We start from the raw sequence: 18420 nt of genomic DNA, 5'->3' as shown, positions 1-18420 counted from the left end.
ATTATGTTAATTAGTTATTGATACTGTTCTGTCTCGCATTTTATCTGCATTTAGTATTTCTTCTGGTACAATCCCTAATTGCTCAATAGCTTTAGTTGCTAACGGGGTATTATCGACAAAATCTTTTCGTGTTACACCAGTGCGTTTATATTTAGTTATATAAGTAATTAACGAACGTAATTCATGAGCAATCATATTCTGCCTATCAGATGCATCGCCACCTTTAATCAATGAAATATGTTTAGCTAGCTGAACTTTTCGGACAAATAAATCAAATTTACACAGTAAAAATACTAACTGATAACCACTTGGAACATTAATAAATAGGTTCAGATCAACGGGTTTAACTGATGTCGCATCACTTATTTTAAAACCGGGTGGGACTGATTTAAGTGTTTCATCAATACGATAATTCTCAACATCTAATAATTTTTCAATTTTAGTAATATGCTCATAGAATTTAGTCAATCTGATATCTGCGTAGGGATCATCAAGACGTGTTGCTATTTCAATGACTTTTAAATAAGCAATAGCCCTTGTCATACTTTGAATCGGATGCTTATCATCAGTTTTTTTTCTACCGTACCAGATTTGAATTGCGGGAACAGTATGAAGCTCTATTTTAATATCACTTCGTAAAACACCAACTTGATTGTTTTCAATTGTTTCCATGGGAATACTCCTATCTAAATAAAATAAATTTTGAGTAACAGCAAATTAACTACTTAGCTCACTGTAACCCCCCGTTACAGTAATTGGACTACTTAGCTCACTGTAACCCCCCGTTACAGTAATTGGACTACTTAGCTCACTGTAACCCCCCGTTACAGTAAATAACTACTCAGTTCACTGTTACCCCCCGTAACAGCAAATTAACTACTTAGCTCACTGTAACCCCCCGTTACAGTAATTAACTACTCAGTTCACTGTTACCCCCCGTTACAGTAATTGGACTACTTAGCTCACTGTAACCCCCCGTTACAGTAATTAACTACTCAGTTCACTGTTACCCCCCGTAACAGCAAATTAACTACTTAGCTCACATTAAGGATTAGCCTCACATAACATGTTTTTTAATGGATTCAAGAGTTGTTCTATTTTTTCTTTGCTAATCATCTTCTTCTCTGAGTAGTCAACAGGTAAGATTCTTGAAATTTCCTGTTTGCTAGAATCCTCATCTGCTGTGGTTCCTGAAATGAGGTTATATTCACCTCGAGCGGCTTTTTGTATATTTGTTACAAGATAAGCAGTCATATTTTTAATTTTAGTGATATCTTTCATCGAGATAGTTTTTAATACACTATTGGCAATTTGTATGTCTAAACTATTTTTATTTATCGCACTGATAACATCATTCAATCCTTGAATACCAAGATTAGCTTTAATATTGTCTGGAACATTTAAATCTAACAAAACATTACTATTAGTAGTAGTACTACTATATAAACTACTACTAGTAGTACTACTAGAGGAATCATAACATAATGATTTTTTAGGTAGTTTCTTTTTGGAACTTAGTGAGTTTAGGCTTAGTTCACTTTTGGAACTTAGTTGTTTTTTACTGAGTTCCTTTTGGAAACTTGGTGTTTTTTCACTTAGTTTCTTTTGGGAACTTAATAAATTCTGTAAGTGAGTGAGTAACGATGATGCAATATTATTAAAATTGTAATTTATATCGCTTTCTTTCTTTGTATCGTTAATGTGCAAAAAAATGTCTTTATCAGATTGACTGCTTTTATTGATATATTCGTTGATTAGATTGTATGCAAGTATCGCTAATGATTTTGTAACTTTACTTTTATTTAACAATGATGCTAAAATATGTATAACACTGTCATCAATAATTTTTTCAAGTGGTAGTGCTGTATTATGAAGAATATAAATATTCCCCATTATTTGCCCATTACTACTTCTAATCATTCTAAATGACAACCATCCTGATAAAACTAATCTAGAAAGTATTTCTCGTACAGTTTTTCTAGACAATGTACCGCCTAGGTTTCCCCACAGCTTTTGTAAATTATCGTAAGTTGGAAAGTAGTTATTGTGCCTGTATTTTTGTAATTCAATATACAACCGTTGCCAAGCATATTTATCTAATGATGTAATCGAATCATCTTCTAATAACGCCCGTGGCATTGAGTCATATTGATGACCTGCAAAAAACATGGCAATCTTTTCATCAGAAGAAATGTTATTTGTTTTCTGCTCAACTAATGCATTACGTAATACGCTAATTTGATTTTCAAAATCTACCATAATATTTACAAACTATTTGAATTAATTAATGGCTCTAGCTCTTTAATTACCGATGTTAATGTTAAAGGCTCAGTATTATCATCGCTCATCATCGAAACATGTTGAGTAATATCCATATAAACTAATAAACGATTCAAATCATCGTTTATTACAATATCTGGATTTTCATTTTTTTTAAGCTGCCATTGTTCCCAAATAACTATTTTTTCGGCTTCGTCGGGTTTCCTAAAACGCCCCTTTGATACAGTTAAATCCTTTAGTTTTCTGGAACAACTAATATCAGATGTTGATAACCCAAAATATTTATTTAAAATTTCTATAGATGCGCCAAGTGAATGTGCTTTGTCAATAATATGGCTTCTTTCTTCAAATTCTCTTGCTCTTGCAAGTACAACATCAAATAATTTTGTATCTATGGTAACTTGAATCAATAGTACGGGTGAGTTTGCAATATAAGTAACTTGTGAATAACTCAATTCTTTCATTTGTTTTAAGTGTTCAATTGTAAATCCCATTTCAATTAATGAGTGAATCTTTCCTTCATTAATAAAATTATGAACCATGTTCAGGATCGCCAAATTTATATTATTACTGACACTTACCATGATATGCCCTATATTTCCTATATTTAATGTTGTTGATTTAAAAACTCGTTATAAACTCGGAACAATCGAATAATTCGTAAAAATTTAATCACTAAAAAATCATTGAATTCAGTGATTAAATAATGCATACTAATCGATTCTTCTGTCTGTTTTGTAAGTAATGATAATAATAGTTTATATGCGGTGCGTTTTTTGCTATCTACTTCATCTTCTGTAGAGAGAGGATTAAATGCAATAATGGGTAATTTTGATTTATCATTATCGTCAATTGAAAATGCAAAAGATTGGTTATTGATGCCAATTTCATCAAAAATATCAAGTACATGACCTGCAATGTCTCGAAAAACATATTCATAATTAGTAGCTTCTTCAGGCAGTTTCCAAATATCTAAAATAGGTGTTCTTTCCGTTTTCCCATATGTATTTAAATTAGCACTGAGACTATAAGCATGTGGATTAATTTTAGTTAAATCAGTACTTTTAATTATGTCTTCCATCACTGATTTAACATCAGTCCCGTCATGTACAGTAATATCACCATTAGGTAAAATAGTATAAGAGGAACTTACAGCAGTTTCCGATTCAGGCTCATCATCGGATATGACTGTTGGATTTATCTCTCTTTTTAATGAAATTGGGTCAACTTTAGTTGATTGTTGGCTATTAACATTAGTTTCTGATGAAATATCCTGTTGCAATTGACCTTTTAATGTTGGAACAACTTCCAATTTATCTTCCCCACCTTGTCCAGCATTGGCCTCATTTTTGCTAACATCAATTGGTGGCAAGTTTTTCTTTATCCCTTTATGGTTTTTTTCCTCTAATTCAAATTCAAAAAGCTGATAGCTAATTCCCAACAATTTCGCAAAATAACCAAATATTTCGTCTTGTAAACGTTCATAACTAAATAATTCTGGCTCATAATCAAATTCACTTAATACTAAATTAAAACCTTCAACAAAAGCATTGTCATCATCATATTTTTCGGAACGTTTATATAAATCCCAACATATACTTCTTAACATTAGAATTTTTTCAATTTGATTTCGACTCAATCCTAATTTCAGAATCTCTGGGATATAAGGATACAAATAATCAACTGTATTTAGCATCTTGTTGATCAATGTATGTGAAATAGGATATCCATGATTTTTTAAACACTCACTCAATTCTCGTGAAGATAATTGTTTGCCAGCTTCCTTTTCATATAAGGTTTTACTTTTTGAAACGCCCAATGCTTTTTCTATAAATGTATAATCGCTACGCAGTCCATTTTCGGTTAAATGTCCGACAATGGATTTCAGCTCTCCGCCCCAAGGTCTGAAAATACAATTAATTGTATAAAAGCGTTTATCGCCAGTTTCTTCATACAACTCTTTCAAAATTTGTAATCGTGTATTTCCCCCATCTGAAATTACATAGCCCTCTTCTCCTGGTATTTTTGTAATTGCAGGAGCATGATCAAGTCCTTTTTTTCGAATAGATTCTTTAATATCTTCATATGATTCATTTTTTTTCAAACGTGGTAATACCTGACTAGGTCTTAATTCGTCAAGATTGACCCGCATAGGCATTTCATTCAATGTAATTTTAGTTGTTGCCCTATCACCGTCAGGGAAACCTGTAGACATACGTTCACGCATAACATCAACAGATGATTTTTGTTCTACCATAATATTAATATTTTCCTTAAACTAAATTTTGATAATGCATGTATGGCCCATCAAATTTGACTGCTACTTTACCAGTCGCTGCATTACGAGCCTTGGCCACAATTAATTCACCAGTCCCTCTAGCTTCACTGTTTTCGTTATAGACTTCATCTCGATATAACAATATTACTGTTGTAGCATCTTGCTCAAGACCGCCTGATTCTCTCAAATCAGACAAAAGAGGATGTTTATCAGAACGAGATTCAACTGATCGGTTTAATTGTGAAAGCAGAACTAAGGGAATATTGAAATCTTTACAATGAATTTTTAGCTGTCTACTAATATTGCCCACTTCAACAGCACGATTTTCACTGTTTTTTTCACCTGATGACATTAACTGCACATAATCAACTGCAACAAATATTGGTTGACCATATAAACGTGTATAACGCTGAACTTTACGCCTAAAAATAGCTGGAGTTAAATACGCATTATCATCAATAATAAGAAACTTTTTTAACTTCAATAACATTGCAATCGCTGCAGAAATTTTTCCATAATCACTATCGTCAAGATTTTTATTCTTTATATCGATAAATGGTACATGAGCTAATGTAGCTAATAATCGCAACATCAACGATTGTGCATCCATTTCTAAACTAAAAACAAAAACAGGTTGTATAGGTAAATTAGGATTATCATTAAGAGCTATTATGTGATTGTAAATCAATGAAATAAGAAATGCTGTTTTCCCCATAGATGGTCTTGCTGCAACAATTGTTATTTCTTTTGGTTCTAATCCACCTATTTTATAATCTAAATTTTTAAAACCTGTTGGAATAAATGGGTTGTGTTCTGTTTCTAAGAAATTCATGACATTAGTCAATAATTCAGGTATACGTTGTTCATTTTGATTTTCTACATCGTGCCCAAGTTGAAATAGTTCTGATTCAGTTTGTGCTATAATCTGATTACTGCTGTCTGAATTACTAAATGACGCTTTTGTGAGATTTTTTATCAATGTCTTTGCAATATTATTTGCACTACGAGCTTTTGTATAATTGCGTAAAATTGATGCGTAGTGTTTAAAATTTGTTGCTCTTGGTGTATCTCTACTCAACTCAGCTAAATATGCTAACCCCCCGCAATTTTTTAGTTGTTCTTCGGAAAGAGCCTGAGATACAGTCAGAATATCCGCATGCTGACCTTCTTGAATTAAAGAAACTATGGCATTAAAAATCAATTTGTGCTGTGGTATATAAAAATCATCCACTTTTATTTCAAATGTATCATCAATACAGCTATTATCGATTAATAATGCACCTAATACTGATCGCTCAGTATCATTAGAATAAAATTGCTTATTCATATAATCACCTTGTTATTTATTGTGAACAGAAATAAAAATGATTAATGAGCAATTTCGGTTTTCATGAATGCATCAAATTGTGGCTGGTACCTGGGCAATAGGTGTTGACACAAATAATAAATATCGTCTTTGATACTTTGAGCCTGGGCTTTTGTTATTTTGTACGGATGTGCTACTTTATTTGTTGGTTCGGTATAATGTTGAAATGCTGCAATACCGAGGGATGCGGCAACTTTGTAACTATTTTTCTTTTTAATATCTTTATCTAAAACAGTAATTTTAAAAGGTAATGGTGGCAGAGCATTGATTTGTTGATTAAAAAGTTCTTTTATACGATGACAATCATTATTTTCTTCTACTCGATTAAAAAACGTATAAACGGGAGGTAATTCTATTCCGTAGTCAGTGAAAGGAATCAAACTTCTAAATAAATTAGAAATAGTACCCCGTAGATATTCTCGAACGCCTGGCATGGAAGGATCTAGCGGAGATAAAACCACATCAGAAGCAAGTACTGCCATGTTAACAGTTGGATCAATTGTTCCGACCGTATCAATGACTATCACATCATACTCACTTTTGAGAAGTTTTAAGCATGATTTTAGACGGATAATACCATCCGCCGAAGCGTTTAAATGTGAAACGATTTCTTGTCTAACGCTGTTTGATGACATAACATCTAAATTTTGTGTTGTTGTCGCAGATATTAGTTTATCTAAATCTGTTTCATACATTATAAGAAACTCATAAACGCCATATGGAGCTTCTTTTTGCAATGGAAAATATGAACAAGCTGTAGGCTGCTCTAAGTCAAAATCCAATAATAGTGTTTTTAACCCAGAATGAGCTATAAAAGCAGCAATATTAACTGCTGTAGTAGATTTGGTAGAACCGCCTTTCGTGTCGGCTATAGTGATCACTGTTGCATTTTTTTTCATGATATTAACCCTTAAAAAATTAAAAATTTATTAAACATTAAAATCATGATATTGATTGATGGTGGCCCCTACTGGACTTGAACCAGTGACCAATCGATTATGAGTCGACTGCTCTGACCAACTGAGCTAAGGGGCCATTTGGATGCGCTACTGAGTTAGTAGGGTTATGATTATAATAGAGTTGAATTAAATTTGCTATAGTTAATTAATAAAATAGGTCAGTTTGATTATTTATTAAACTTTAATTTATTGGATTTTATGCAAGTTTAATTACTGATATTTTTTGTTTAATTAAACTGATACAATAATTTGGCTTATTATTGTTTGCTATTTTATTGGTTGAGGGAATGTTATGTCTATAAAAAAATTATTATTTATTGGTGTTGCGATGTTTGCAACCTTGTTTTTAGGTGCTTGTAGTAGTTCTAAATATCAACCTACTTCTGCTGGTAGTCAAGTTCAGTTTATTGATATTAAGCCTGCAGCTTCTTGTCAGTTATTAGGTAAAGCGGAAGGACGTCGTAGTAGTTTCTTTTCTGGCCTTAAAACGCATAGCGAGCTAATTCACGATGCGGCTTCTGAGCTGATGAATAAGGCTGCTGCAATGGGGGGGAATGTGATTTATAACGCACAAGATACTTCTATGCAATATATTTCGGATATTGCGCCAACAGATGCGGTTATGGCTGGTGATGTTTATAGTTGTAAATAAGGCTAGTTAAATAAGAAAGGGAGCTTTGCCTCCCTTTTTTATTGGTATTAATGAATTGTAATATCTTGAGTTAATTTAACCATTTTGTTTTTCAAATTGCTGCATAAAGTCAATTAAATAATTCACTCCTTCTTGATCCATCGCGTTATAAATGGATGCACGCATTCCACCTGCAATACGGTGACCTTTGATGCCAATAATGTTAGCTTGAGTTGCTTCGCTTACAAATTTTTTATCTAGTTCTTCATTTGGCGATAAGAAAGTGACATTCATAATTGATCGATTCGCTGTTGCGACAGTATTTCGATAAAAATCGGATTGATCGATAAATTGGTATAGTAATTGCGCTTTGGCTTGGTTTCGTTGCTGCATTGCTTTTAGTCCACCAAGGCTTTTTATCCATTTAAACACTAAGCCTGACATATACCATGCAAATGTAGGTGGCGTATTAAACATGGAATCGTTATCTAATAAGATTTTGTAATCTAATACTGATGGTAGGATTTTTTGCGCATAACCAATAAGATCTTCACGCACAATAACAATGGTAATTCCTGATGGACCAATATTTTTTTGTGCACCAGCATAAATAATGCCATATCGGCTTACATCAATAGGTTGCGATAATATGCATGATGATAAGTCTGCAACCACGGTTTTATTGCCAAAGTTGGGGTCTTCAAAGATTTGAATTCCATCTATTGTTTCATTTGGGCAATAGTGTACATAGGCAGAATTATCATTTAATTGCCATTCTGACATAGGTTTGATAGCTGTTAGTCCATTTTGTTTGATAACAACATTTTGTTCATTAATTTGGCAATATTTGCTGGCTTCTTTGGCTGCGCATTGGCTCCAATAACCGCTGTTAATATAGTCTGCACTGGTTTTGTTACCTAAGATATTTAATGGAACTGCGGCAAATTGTGCTCTGGCACCACCTTGGCAATAGAGGATTTTGTAATTATTAGGGATATTTAAAATTTCACGCAAGTCATTAGAGGCTTCAATAGCACATGCATCAAAATCTTTGCCTCTATGGCTTAATTCCATGACCGATGCGCCTGTATTACGCCAATTTAATAATTCAGTTTGAACTTGCTTTAATACATCAGCAGGCAATTTTGCAGGACCTGCACTAAAGTTATAACTTTTATTCATTGCGATTCACTTTAATCCATTCAAAAAAGGATTCTATTTTTACACTGTATGGACAGATATACAATCAGATTTTTTGTAAAAAAGTTTCAGGAAACTATGTGTTTTAGTATAAAAACACCGGCGAATGCCGGCATGGTTGTAATTAGATTGATATAGATGATTATGAAAGTTGTTGCTTGGCAACTTCAATCGCTGATTTTACCTGCTGTGGTGCAACGCCGCCTTTAGCACAGCGTTTAGCTAAACAGGATTCTAACGATAATATTGGATAGACATCACTATCGATAACGGTGCTGAACTTTTGTAGTTCGGCAAGCGAGAGTTCTTCGAGTGCTTTTTGCTTTGCTATCGCATCAACAACGGCTTCGCCAACAATGTGATGAGCTTCGCGGAATGGTATGCCTTTGGCAACTAAATAATCAGCAAGTTCGGTTGCATTTGAATAACCTTGTTTAGCGGCTTCTTGGCAGTTAGTATAGTTAATTTTGATATCTTCTAACACTAGTGTGGCCATATCTAAACATTCTTGCCAAGTGTCAAGCGCATCAAATAGGTGTTCTTTGTCTTCTTGTAGATCTTTATTATAAGCAAGAGGTAAGCCTTTGATAGTCATGAGTATTCCCATTAGAGCGCCAGTGACCCGCCCTACTTTGCCGCGAATCAGTTCTAATGCATCGGGATTCTTTTTTTGTGGCATGAGTGAAGAGCCTGACGTAACGCGATCTGATAACTCAACAAAGTTGGTTTCGCCACTGTTGAAAATAATAAGATCTTCAGCAAAACGCGATAGATGTACCATGCCTATTGAGGCGTTATTTAATAATTCAACAATATGATCACGATCAGACACCGAATCTAAACTATTATTAGTTGCTTGAGTAAATCCTAACCAATGCGCCAATTGCTCACGGTCCATTGGATAGGCGGTTCCGGCTAATGCACCTGAGCCTAATGGGCTAACGTCTAAGCGTTTTAGTGTATCTTGTAAGCGGCTGACATCACGGCTAAGCATTTCAAAATAGGCTAAGCACCATTGTGCAAAAGTAATTGGTTGTGCTCGTTGCAAGTGGGTATAACCGGGCATAATGGCATTTTGATGCTGTTCGGCAGTTATAACCAGAGATTGTCGCAAGTGATTAATCGCACTAATTAAGTAAGGGATTTGATCTTTACACCATAGTTTTAAATCGGTCGTTGATTGGTCGTTACGGCTTCGCCCTGTATGTAATTTTTTACCTAAGTCGCCAATTTTTTCGATCAGTTTTTGTTCAACCCAACTATGTATATCTTCGGCATCACTTTGTAAAATCTGTTTGGGATCTTGTTGAACCGAAATCAGTAATTCATTTAAGGCTTTTTCTAATTTTTTTTGTTCATCATAAGATATTACGTTAACTGTCACCAATGCTTTTGACCAAGCAATTGAACCCATGATATCTTGCTCTGCAAGACGATAGTCAAAGCGCAATGAATCATTAAAATGCTTAAATCGTTGATCTGCCGCTTGACTAAAACGTCCTCCCCATAATGCCATAATTACCTCAATATTATCTTTAATAATTGCTTAAATAATTTAAATTTTATCAAGAATAAAAATAATATATACAGGGTTTAACCTGTATATATTTATTATTCTCACTATTTGCGCATTAGCTTTTACTTTTTTGCTTTTGTTGCTGATTTTTTAGCTGCTATTTTTGTGTTATTAGCGGATTTAGCTTTTTTTGCAGGTTGTTTTTGCTTTTCTTCATTTAATGCACGTATTCGTGATGATAACGAGAATAGACGAATAAACCCACCAGCATGGCTATGATCATAAACTTCATCTTCACCAAATGTGGCAAACTCTTCGCTGTATAAGCTATTTGGTGATTGCTTTTGTACCGCAGTCGCGTTACCTTTATAAAGTTTAACCACTACTTCACCGGTCATATCTTGCGCTAAAACTTCAGCTGCGGCTTGAATTGATCGACGATATGGAGCAAACCAGCGTCCATCATAAACAACGTAAGCCATTTCTAAACCTAGTTGCTCGCGCCATTTAAAGCTGTCACGATCTAAGATTAATTGTTCTAAACCGCGTAATGCTGTCATCATGATTGTGCCACCAGGTGTTTCATAACAACCACGTGATTTAATGCCAACTAGGCGATTTTCAATAATATCAACTCGTCCAACACCATGTTTTGCACCAATTTTATTTAATGTTGCAACACAGTTGTAAGGCGATAATTTTTTACCATTGACTGAAATCACTTCACCTTTTTCAATGCCAATGGTCACCAATTCTGGTTTGTCTGGCGCTTCTTCTGGCGAAACAGTCCAAGCCCAGCAATCAGCGTTAGCTTGGTTCCATGTGCTTTCTAACACGCCGCCTTCGGTTGAGATATGCCATGCGTTTTCGTCACGGCTGTAAATTTTTTCAACAGTTGCGGTAGTTGGAATTTTACGTACTTTTAAATAATCAATCAGTGCTTCACGTGAACGTAGATCCCATTCACGCCAAGGTGCAATCACTTTAAGTTGTGGCGCGAGTGCAGCATAAGTGGTTTCAAAACGTACTTGGTCATTACCTTTACCTGTCGCACCATGGCATAATGTATCAGCGCCAACCTCTAGCGCATACTCAACTTGTGCTTTAGCAATAATTGGACGAGCCATCGAGGTACCAAGATAATAAGTACCTTCGTATAAAGCCCCTGTTTTTAAGACAGGGTACACATAGTCTTTAACAAATTCTTCTCTTAAATCAACAACCTTACAAGCAACTGCACCCGATGCTTTGGCTTTTTTTTCTACATCTTTTAATTCTTTTGGATCTTGACCTACATTAGCAACGAATGCATAAACTTCACACCCGCCATAATTTTCTTTTAACCAAGGAATAATCGCCGATGTATCCAAACCACCTGAATAAGCCAATACAACTTTTTTTGTTCCACTTTTTTTCATGCTACACCCTTTCTAAATTAACTTACTATAAAAAATGAGTTAGAGACCCTTACTTTAAATTGTTAAATATAGCTAACCAGCTTAATATTTAAACAATAATTCTTGTACCTGTTGTACCTGATTGTCCGTTAAATAATTTAATCAGTTGATCAGACTCTTTCCAACTAGCAATTGCAATCGGTCGTCCTAAGGCTTTGGCAGCTTCAAAAGCGGAATTGACTTTTACGACCATGCCCTCTGTAATAGTACCTTTGGCAATCAATTGATCAGCTTGCGATTGCGTTAGTGATTCAATGCGTTGTTTATTTTCATCAAGTACGCCAACCACATCAGATAGCAATATCAAGTCAGCATTTAAAGTTTTAGCTAGCGCAACCGCAGCGTGATCGGCATTGACATTCATCATTTGCCCTTCTTCAGTGATACCAATCGAGCTGACAATTGGTAAGTAACCGGCATTAATAAGTAGGTTTATTAATGTAGGATCGCCGGTTTTGGCTTCGCCAACATAACCAAGGTCTTCCGAAATTTGCTTGACTTCTACACTATTACCATCAGCTAAGCAGAGTCCCACACTGGCTATTTGCTGTTTTTTAGCTTCTGACAATAAAGTGGTATTGGCACTGCCAGCAAGGCTACCAACAATAACGTCAATTTGGTCAGCAGGGGTGACTCGTAGCCCATTTCGACGTACCACGGGTAAAGAGAGTCTATCCATTAGTGAATCGACCACTGTACCACCACCATGCACAATAATTAATGGCCGTTGAAAATTCTTTTTATATTCACTAATAACAACAAATAATTTATTTAAGGCATCTTTGTTATCAAGTAATACACCACCAAGCTTTATAATTAATGGTTTCATTTTAGTTTCCTATTAATTTAACTTACTGCTAATTTATTCAATAATTTTTTACAGAATTTAAATATTTCATCCATTTTTATAATAATGATGTGGTTTCATCAAAACCATATCGAATATTCATACACTGCACTGCTTGTGCTGCTGCACCTTTTAATAAGTTGTCTTCAACAGAAATTAATATTAAATGGCGATCTTTTAATACAAAACCAATATCACAATAAGGCAAACCAATGACAGATTTTAATGCCGGCCAATCTTTTTGATAAACTCTGATTAAAGGTTTATTTTGGTAATATTTATTCAAAGCCGTAAGAATATCTTGTGATGTTACGCCTTCTTTTACTCGGCAAGTTATAGTGGCATGAATACCTTGTTTAAAACTACCTAAATGAGGTATAAAGATCACTTCTTGACCTAAATGTGTCGCAATTTCGGGTTGATGGCGATGAGTAAACAACCCATAAGCATGTAAGCTCACTTCGCAAAATATATTATTATGCGAAGGTTTTCGCCCTGCTCCACTTACACCACTGACGGCATTAATAACAGGCCATTGTGAACTGTCTAGTAGTTCTTCTTTAATTAATGGTTTTAGTGGTAATTGCGAAGCGGTAGGATAACACCCTGGTACCGCAATAAGTTGAGCTCTTTTGATCTGTTCACTATTCCATTCAGCTAAGCCATAAACGGCTTTGTCTAACCATTTTGGATGTTGATGGGTGAAGCCATAATAATCAGTATAAAAAGTGGCGGAATTGACTCTAAACGCACCAGATAAATCAAAAACGGTACAGTCATGTTCTAAGAAATAAGGGGCAATAGTGTGACTAACGGCATGTTCAGTAGCTAAAAACACGATATCGACATCATTAATATAAGCGGAATAATCCGCAGTGGCTATAAGCGGTAAATCAACAACACATTTTAACTGGGGATGTAAATCGTAATCAGAAATGAGCTTGCCACCATCTTGGCTGTTTTCTGATACAATTAAAGCAATAAGTTCTATATGCGGATGCTTATGTAAATAATAAGCTAATTTTGCACCAGCATAACCACTCGCTCCTACAATAATGGCCTTTAACATACCTATCCTTATCTATTTTTTATACAATAATTTGTATATAGTAGGTTATTTATAAGGCTATTACAAGTGTCAAAATGAATTTTTATTCACTTTTTATGAATTTAATTTCATTTTGTTTTTTTGGGGATTTTGTCCTAATATTTTAAGTGAATCTAATTTATGATTTTATTTTCTTGAGTAAATACAAGCAAACAACTTCAAATACCTACCGATAAAAATCGGCAGGTATACGTTAGATTATTTTAAAAAACTTGCCGATTTTAATATCGCTATCAATAATTCCCAATAGCGGTAAACGCTTTGTATGTTTACTTTTTCGTCTGGTGAATGTGGCGAAACAATCGTTGGCCCAATTGAAATCATATCCATATTTGGATAACTTTGTTTAAATAAACCACATTCAAGCCCTGCATGAATCACCATTATTTTTGCTTGCTGAGAAAAAATTTCGAGATATTTATCTTTAGCTAGTTTAAGTAATTGTGAATCTAAATTAGGTTCCCATCCTGAATAACCACCACTTATTTCATAATTGGCATTCACAAGTTGACTAAGAGATATCAATGTCGATACAACGGCATCTTTAGCACTATCAACTTGAGAGCGAATTAAAAAATGGGCATTAAGTTGGTTATCTTCAATATTAACAATACCGAAATTGAGTGATGTTTCAACCACACCATGAAGCTGATCACTCATTCTAACCACACCATTAGGTGCTGTATTTAACCAATCAATGATCTTATTTTGATGTTCAGTGGTTAATACACGTTTTACTTTATTGGATTCAACCTCTGATAAAATTATTTCGATAGCAGGCTCTGCATGACCTAATTCGCTGTGTAAAATAGTTTGATATTGTCTAACAATAGCTTCTAATTTAGGTAAATCTTGTTTATTTAGTGTGATTTCAGCAAAGGCTTCTCTTGGAATAGCATTGCGCAATGATCCTCCTTTTATATCGGCTAATCTAAACGAGATATTTTGTGCATATTGCGCTAAAAAACGAGCCATTAATTTAATTGCGTTACCACGACCAAGGTGAATATCACAACCTGAATGCCCACCTTTTAACCCTTTAAGCGAAATGCTCATATAACAATCATGTTTTTCAGGTATTACTGCATAAGTAATAGCAAAAGTCGTGGTAAAGTCAACACCGCCAGCGCAACCAGTAAATATTTCGCCTTCGTCTTCAGAATCAGTATTAATTAAATAGTGGCTTTTTAACCAATTTGGTTGTAAACCAAAGGCACCATGCATGCCAGTTTCTTCTGATACTGTTATTAACACTTCAATCGGCCCATGTTCAACAGTAGGATCAATTAACACAGCTAACGCAGATGCAAGCCCAACGCCGTTATCTGCACCTAATGTTGTACCTTTGGCTTTTACCCATTCACCATCAACATAAGCTTGAATTGGGTCGGTTAAAAAATCGTGACTAGTGCCTTCATTTTTTTGAGGCACCATATCCATATGAGCTTGCAAAGCAATCGACGGGCACGTCTCCATCCCTTTAGTAGCAGGTTTGGTTAATAAAATATTACCTACTTTATCAAGCTTGCAATCAATGTGATTCCTATTGGCAAAATCAACAATATATTTGGTTATCATTTGCTCATGATGAGATGGGTGGGGAATTTTACAAATATCATTAAAAATCTGCCAAACAAATTTAGGTGTTAAGGTAGAAAGCATAATATAACCTCAATTATTAAGTAAGTAATAAATTAATGAGTGGTTTTTTTTAACTAATCACTCTATAATAAGGTGCAATTTTACAACTATTTTTAGTCCATTAATATTTATTTATTCGTACATTCGATTAAAATTGCAGGTTACACATGTCAACAGAACAAACTTTATTAACAGAAGAAGAAATCCAAGCAAAAAAACAACACAAAGCAGAACTTATTGCTGAAAAGAAAAAATTCAATGTCACTTGGGAAATGTTACAATCCTACGGGCGTCAACTCTCAGAACGTTTATTACCTGCTAACCAATGGAAAGGTATTATTGCCGTTAGTCGTGGTGGATTAGTTCCAGCAGCTATCTTAGCGCGTGAATTAAGTATTCGTTATGTCGATACGGTTTGTATTTCAAGTTACGATCATGATCATCAACGCGAAAAACTAATATTAAAACAGGCAAATGGCGATGGTGAAGGCTTTATTGTCGTTGACGATTTAGTCGATACAGGTAACACAGCTCATACTATCCGCGAAATGTATCCAAAAGCACACTTTGTTACTATTTTTGCAAAACCAGCAGGTAAACCACTTGTTGATGATTATGTTATTGATATCGATCAAGATACTTGGATCGAACAACCTTGGGATACTGGCGTCATGTTCGTTAAACCAATTTGTGATCATAAATAATCAATAAGGAAATTAAGGTTGTTATGGCAACTACCGAAAATCTAACGGCACAGATATTTAAACCACAATTTGATTATCCTGAAACATCAACACTCATAAATCGTATCGATAGTAGTGATGGTAGTAGTATTAGCGCGTTAGATGGGGAAATTGATTCGAGGTGGTATCGCATTATTAATCCCATTTTGTGGCATTGGCGTGGATTACCTAAATTAGAAGCTGAAGCGGTTTTATCCAAAATTGCCGCTTCAACTAGACATCATACAAATGATAACTGGCTAGATACGGTTGTTGGTTATCAATCTGGTAACTGGATTTATGAATTTTTAAACCAAGCAGCAATCTGGCAAGCGAAAGCAGAGTCGATAGATAGAACGAATCTGAGCAATGAAGATAAAAATAATTTACTCAATTATTACCTTATTGCCAGTGAATTTTCAAGTATCGCCAGTTATCCCCATTTTAAAAATGATGAACTGGCAATGTATGCCCAAACTTGTGCTTATCAAGCTTATACAAAAGCACTTGGTTTTTCACCGTTTTTGATTAAAGAGCTTGAATTTAAGGTTGATAATCGTAGCGCCAAAGCAATTTTACATCTACCAAAAACTGAAAAAGCGTGCCCTGTTGTGCTAATCTGTAATGCATTAGGTAATTTGCAAATCGATTACTATCGTTATTTTAGTGAGTTTTTAGCCCCACATGGATTTGCTATGTTAACCGTTGACTTACCGACTGTTGGATATAGCCGTAACTTTGCTTTAACACAAAATAGTAGCCTAATTCATCAAGCTATATTAGAGCAATTGTCCTCTGTGCCATGGGTTGATGATCATCGTGTTTTTGTTGCTGGCTTTCGTTTTGGTTCACATATTGCTACACGTTTGGCCTATTTAATGCCAAATAAAATAAAAGGATTGTTTAACTTCACTCCATTTGTTCACCAAATTTTTGTTGATAATGAGCTGCAAAAAAATCTACCTAATAGCTACAAAGATATGCTCGCAAGTCGCTTGGCATTACCTTCGATATCCAATCAGCAATTAGCGGCAGAATTGAAATACTTTTCACTAAAAAATCAAGGACTTTTAACTCATTCTTGCCATGTACCGGTGATGAATATCATCTTTGAGGATGATAAGCTAAGCAATCTTTGTGAAGCAAAATTGATTCATTCAATTAAGCAAAATAAAGTAGTAACAGTGTCTAAAAAACAGTTACAAAAAAGTTTGCATCAAGCGTTAACTCAATCAGTACAATGGATGGAGTCTATTTTATAATTCATGATTTAAAAATAAGAGCAATGTTATGATCAATAAAAAACAACAAATTGTTGTTGTTAAATTAGGTACCAGTGTGTTAACTGATGGCACAAAACAACTCGATCGGGCACGAATAGTTGAGCTAATAAGACAATGTGCATGTTTACATAAAGATGGACATAAAGTTATTATTGTTACTTCTGGCGCAATTGCAGCAGGTCGCGAATACTTAAACTTCCCTACTCTACCTAATACTGTTGCATCAAAACAATTGCTCGCATCGGTTGGCCAAAGTAAATTAATACAGCTTTGGGAACAGCTGTTTTCTATCTATAAAATCTATATTGGCCAAATGTTACTTACCCGTGCCGACCTTGAAGATCGTGAACGATTTTTAAATGCCCAAGATGTGTTAAAAGCCATGTTGGATAATCATATCATTCCAGTTATTAACGAAAATGACGCGGTTGCAACTGCCGAAATAAAAGTTGGAGACAATGATAATCTATCAGCGCTAGCCGCAATTTTAGCCGAAGCTGATAAACTGATTTTATTAACCGACATTGAAGGCCTCTATACAGCCGATCCAAGATCAGATAAAAGTGCCAAGTTAATTCATGAAGTCGATCATATTGATGATAAATTACTAAGCATTGCTGGTGATAGTGTTTCGGGACTTGGTACTGGTGGTATGACAACAAAATTACAAGCAGCAAAAGTTGCTGGCAGTGCGGGTATTGAAGTTGTGATTGCAGCAGGAAACAGAGCTAATGTCATTATTGATATTATCAATAATCACCCTGTCGGCACACGATTTCTTCCTCAAAAAACGCCACTAGAACATCGAAAACATTGGTTATTTGGCGCACCCAAAGCAGGCAAAGTGTTATTAGATGATGGTGCTGTTAATGCGATTTTAAATAATGGCAGTTCGCTATTACCTAAAGGTATTCTAAAAGTTGAAAAGGACTTTTCGCGCGGTGAAGTTATTGATATATGTGATAGCTTAGGCAAACATATTGCTCGAGGTGTTAGTCGTTATAACAGTGATGCTTTAAGGCAAATTGCTGGGCATCATTCGCAAGAAATTAGTCAAATTATTGGCTATGAATATGGTCCTGTTGCCGTTCATCGTAATGATATGATAATAAAATAACATACAAAAACGAAA

The 18420-nt window shown here is 34.8% G+C and carries 15 protein-coding genes, 1 tRNA gene and 1 pseudogene; 4 read left to right on the top strand and 13 right to left on the bottom strand.

Features of this window, described 5'->3' with window-relative positions; genetic code table 11:
• Positions 1–6: 6 nt before the first annotated feature.
• From GYY69_RS06525 to GYY69_RS06495, 7 genes are all read right to left on the bottom strand, one after another.
• A complete protein-coding gene (locus GYY69_RS06525; RefSeq protein ID WP_174796950.1) occupies positions 7–672 on the bottom strand; it encodes a PFL_4669 family integrating conjugative element protein in 666 nt (221 codons plus the stop codon).
• Positions 673–1044: 372 nt separating this feature from the next.
• On the bottom strand, positions 1045–2259 hold the full coding sequence (locus GYY69_RS06520) for an STY4528 family pathogenicity island replication protein (protein WP_174796949.1): 1215 nt from the start codon (positions 2257–2259) through the stop codon (positions 1045–1047).
• A gap of 5 nt (positions 2260–2264) precedes the next feature.
• Positions 2265–2864, bottom strand: a complete 600-nt coding sequence (locus GYY69_RS06515; RefSeq protein ID WP_255458431.1) for an STY4526/YPO1902 family pathogenicity island replication protein — start codon at positions 2862–2864, stop codon at positions 2265–2267.
• A gap of 23 nt (positions 2865–2887) precedes the next feature.
• Positions 2888–4537, bottom strand: a complete 1650-nt coding sequence (locus GYY69_RS06510) for a ParB family protein (protein WP_174796948.1) — start codon at positions 4535–4537, stop codon at positions 2888–2890.
• A 16-nt stretch (positions 4538–4553) separates the two neighbouring features.
• A complete protein-coding gene (locus GYY69_RS06505) occupies positions 4554–5885 on the bottom strand; it encodes a replicative DNA helicase (RefSeq protein ID WP_174796947.1) in 1332 nt (443 codons plus the stop codon).
• 41 nt (positions 5886–5926) lie between these two features.
• Positions 5927–6823, bottom strand: coding sequence for a ParA family protein (locus tag GYY69_RS06500; RefSeq protein ID WP_174796946.1), 897 nt, complete (start codon positions 6821–6823; stop codon positions 5927–5929).
• Between the two features lie 59 nt (positions 6824–6882).
• Positions 6883–6959 (bottom strand) — tRNA-Ile (locus tag GYY69_RS06495).
• Between the two features lie 216 nt (positions 6960–7175).
• Here GYY69_RS06495 and GYY69_RS06490 point away from each other — a divergent pair.
• A complete protein-coding gene (locus GYY69_RS06490; RefSeq protein ID WP_174796945.1) occupies positions 7176–7535 on the top strand; it encodes a DUF4156 domain-containing protein in 360 nt (119 codons plus the stop codon).
• A gap of 75 nt (positions 7536–7610) precedes the next feature.
• On the opposite strand, the gene serC is transcribed toward GYY69_RS06490, so the two are convergent.
• From serC to GYY69_RS06460, 6 genes and pseudogenes are all read right to left on the bottom strand, one after another.
• Positions 7611–8696, bottom strand: coding sequence for a 3-phosphoserine/phosphohydroxythreonine transaminase (gene serC / locus GYY69_RS06485; RefSeq protein WP_174796944.1), 1086 nt, complete (start codon positions 8694–8696; stop codon positions 7611–7613).
• A gap of 160 nt (positions 8697–8856) precedes the next feature.
• Complete coding sequence (argH, locus tag GYY69_RS06480) at positions 8857–10230, bottom strand: argininosuccinate lyase (protein ID WP_174796943.1); 1374 nt, start codon at positions 10228–10230, stop codon at positions 8857–8859.
• A 200-nt stretch (positions 10231–10430) separates the two neighbouring features.
• A pseudogene (locus GYY69_RS06475) lies at positions 10431–11648 on the bottom strand (argininosuccinate synthase); the annotation flags it as partial.
• A gap of 88 nt (positions 11649–11736) precedes the next feature.
• Positions 11737–12516 (bottom strand): acetylglutamate kinase, encoded by a 780-nt coding sequence (gene argB, locus GYY69_RS06470; protein ID WP_174796941.1) that lies wholly within the window; start codon positions 12514–12516, stop codon positions 11737–11739.
• Between the two features lie 76 nt (positions 12517–12592).
• Entirely contained in the window at positions 12593–13603 is a 1011-nt protein-coding gene (gene argC, locus GYY69_RS06465; protein ID WP_174796940.1) for an N-acetyl-gamma-glutamyl-phosphate reductase, read from the bottom strand.
• 237 nt (positions 13604–13840) lie between these two features.
• Positions 13841–15304: an aminoacyl-histidine dipeptidase gene (locus GYY69_RS06460; RefSeq protein WP_174796939.1), complete on the bottom strand. Its 1464-nt coding sequence runs from the start codon at positions 15302–15304 to the stop codon at positions 13841–13843.
• A 146-nt stretch (positions 15305–15450) separates the two neighbouring features.
• Here GYY69_RS06460 and gpt point away from each other — a divergent pair, with 146 nt between their 5' ends.
• From gpt to proB, 3 genes are read left to right on the top strand one after another with little or no spacing between them, the layout of a single operon-like run.
• Positions 15451–15987 carry a xanthine phosphoribosyltransferase gene (gene gpt, locus GYY69_RS06455; RefSeq protein ID WP_174796938.1) on the top strand — a complete coding sequence of 179 codons (537 nt, stop codon included), beginning with the start codon at positions 15451–15453 and terminating at the stop codon, positions 15985–15987.
• Between the two features lie 23 nt (positions 15988–16010).
• The gene (locus GYY69_RS06450) at positions 16011–17267 is read left to right on the top strand and encodes an alpha/beta hydrolase (protein ID WP_174796937.1); all 1257 of its coding nucleotides are present in this window, start codon (positions 16011–16013) and stop codon (positions 17265–17267) included.
• 28 nt (positions 17268–17295) lie between these two features.
• Positions 17296–18405 (top strand): glutamate 5-kinase, encoded by a 1110-nt coding sequence (gene proB, locus GYY69_RS06445; protein WP_174796936.1) that lies wholly within the window; start codon positions 17296–17298, stop codon positions 18403–18405.
• Positions 18406–18420: the final 15 nt, after the last annotated feature.

Source organism: Gilliamella sp. ESL0250 (genome assembly GCF_013345045.1).
Taxonomy (GTDB): Bacteria; Pseudomonadota; Gammaproteobacteria; order Enterobacterales; family Orbaceae; genus Gilliamella; species Gilliamella apicola_H.
This window is presented reverse-complemented; position numbering and strand designations above follow the sequence as displayed.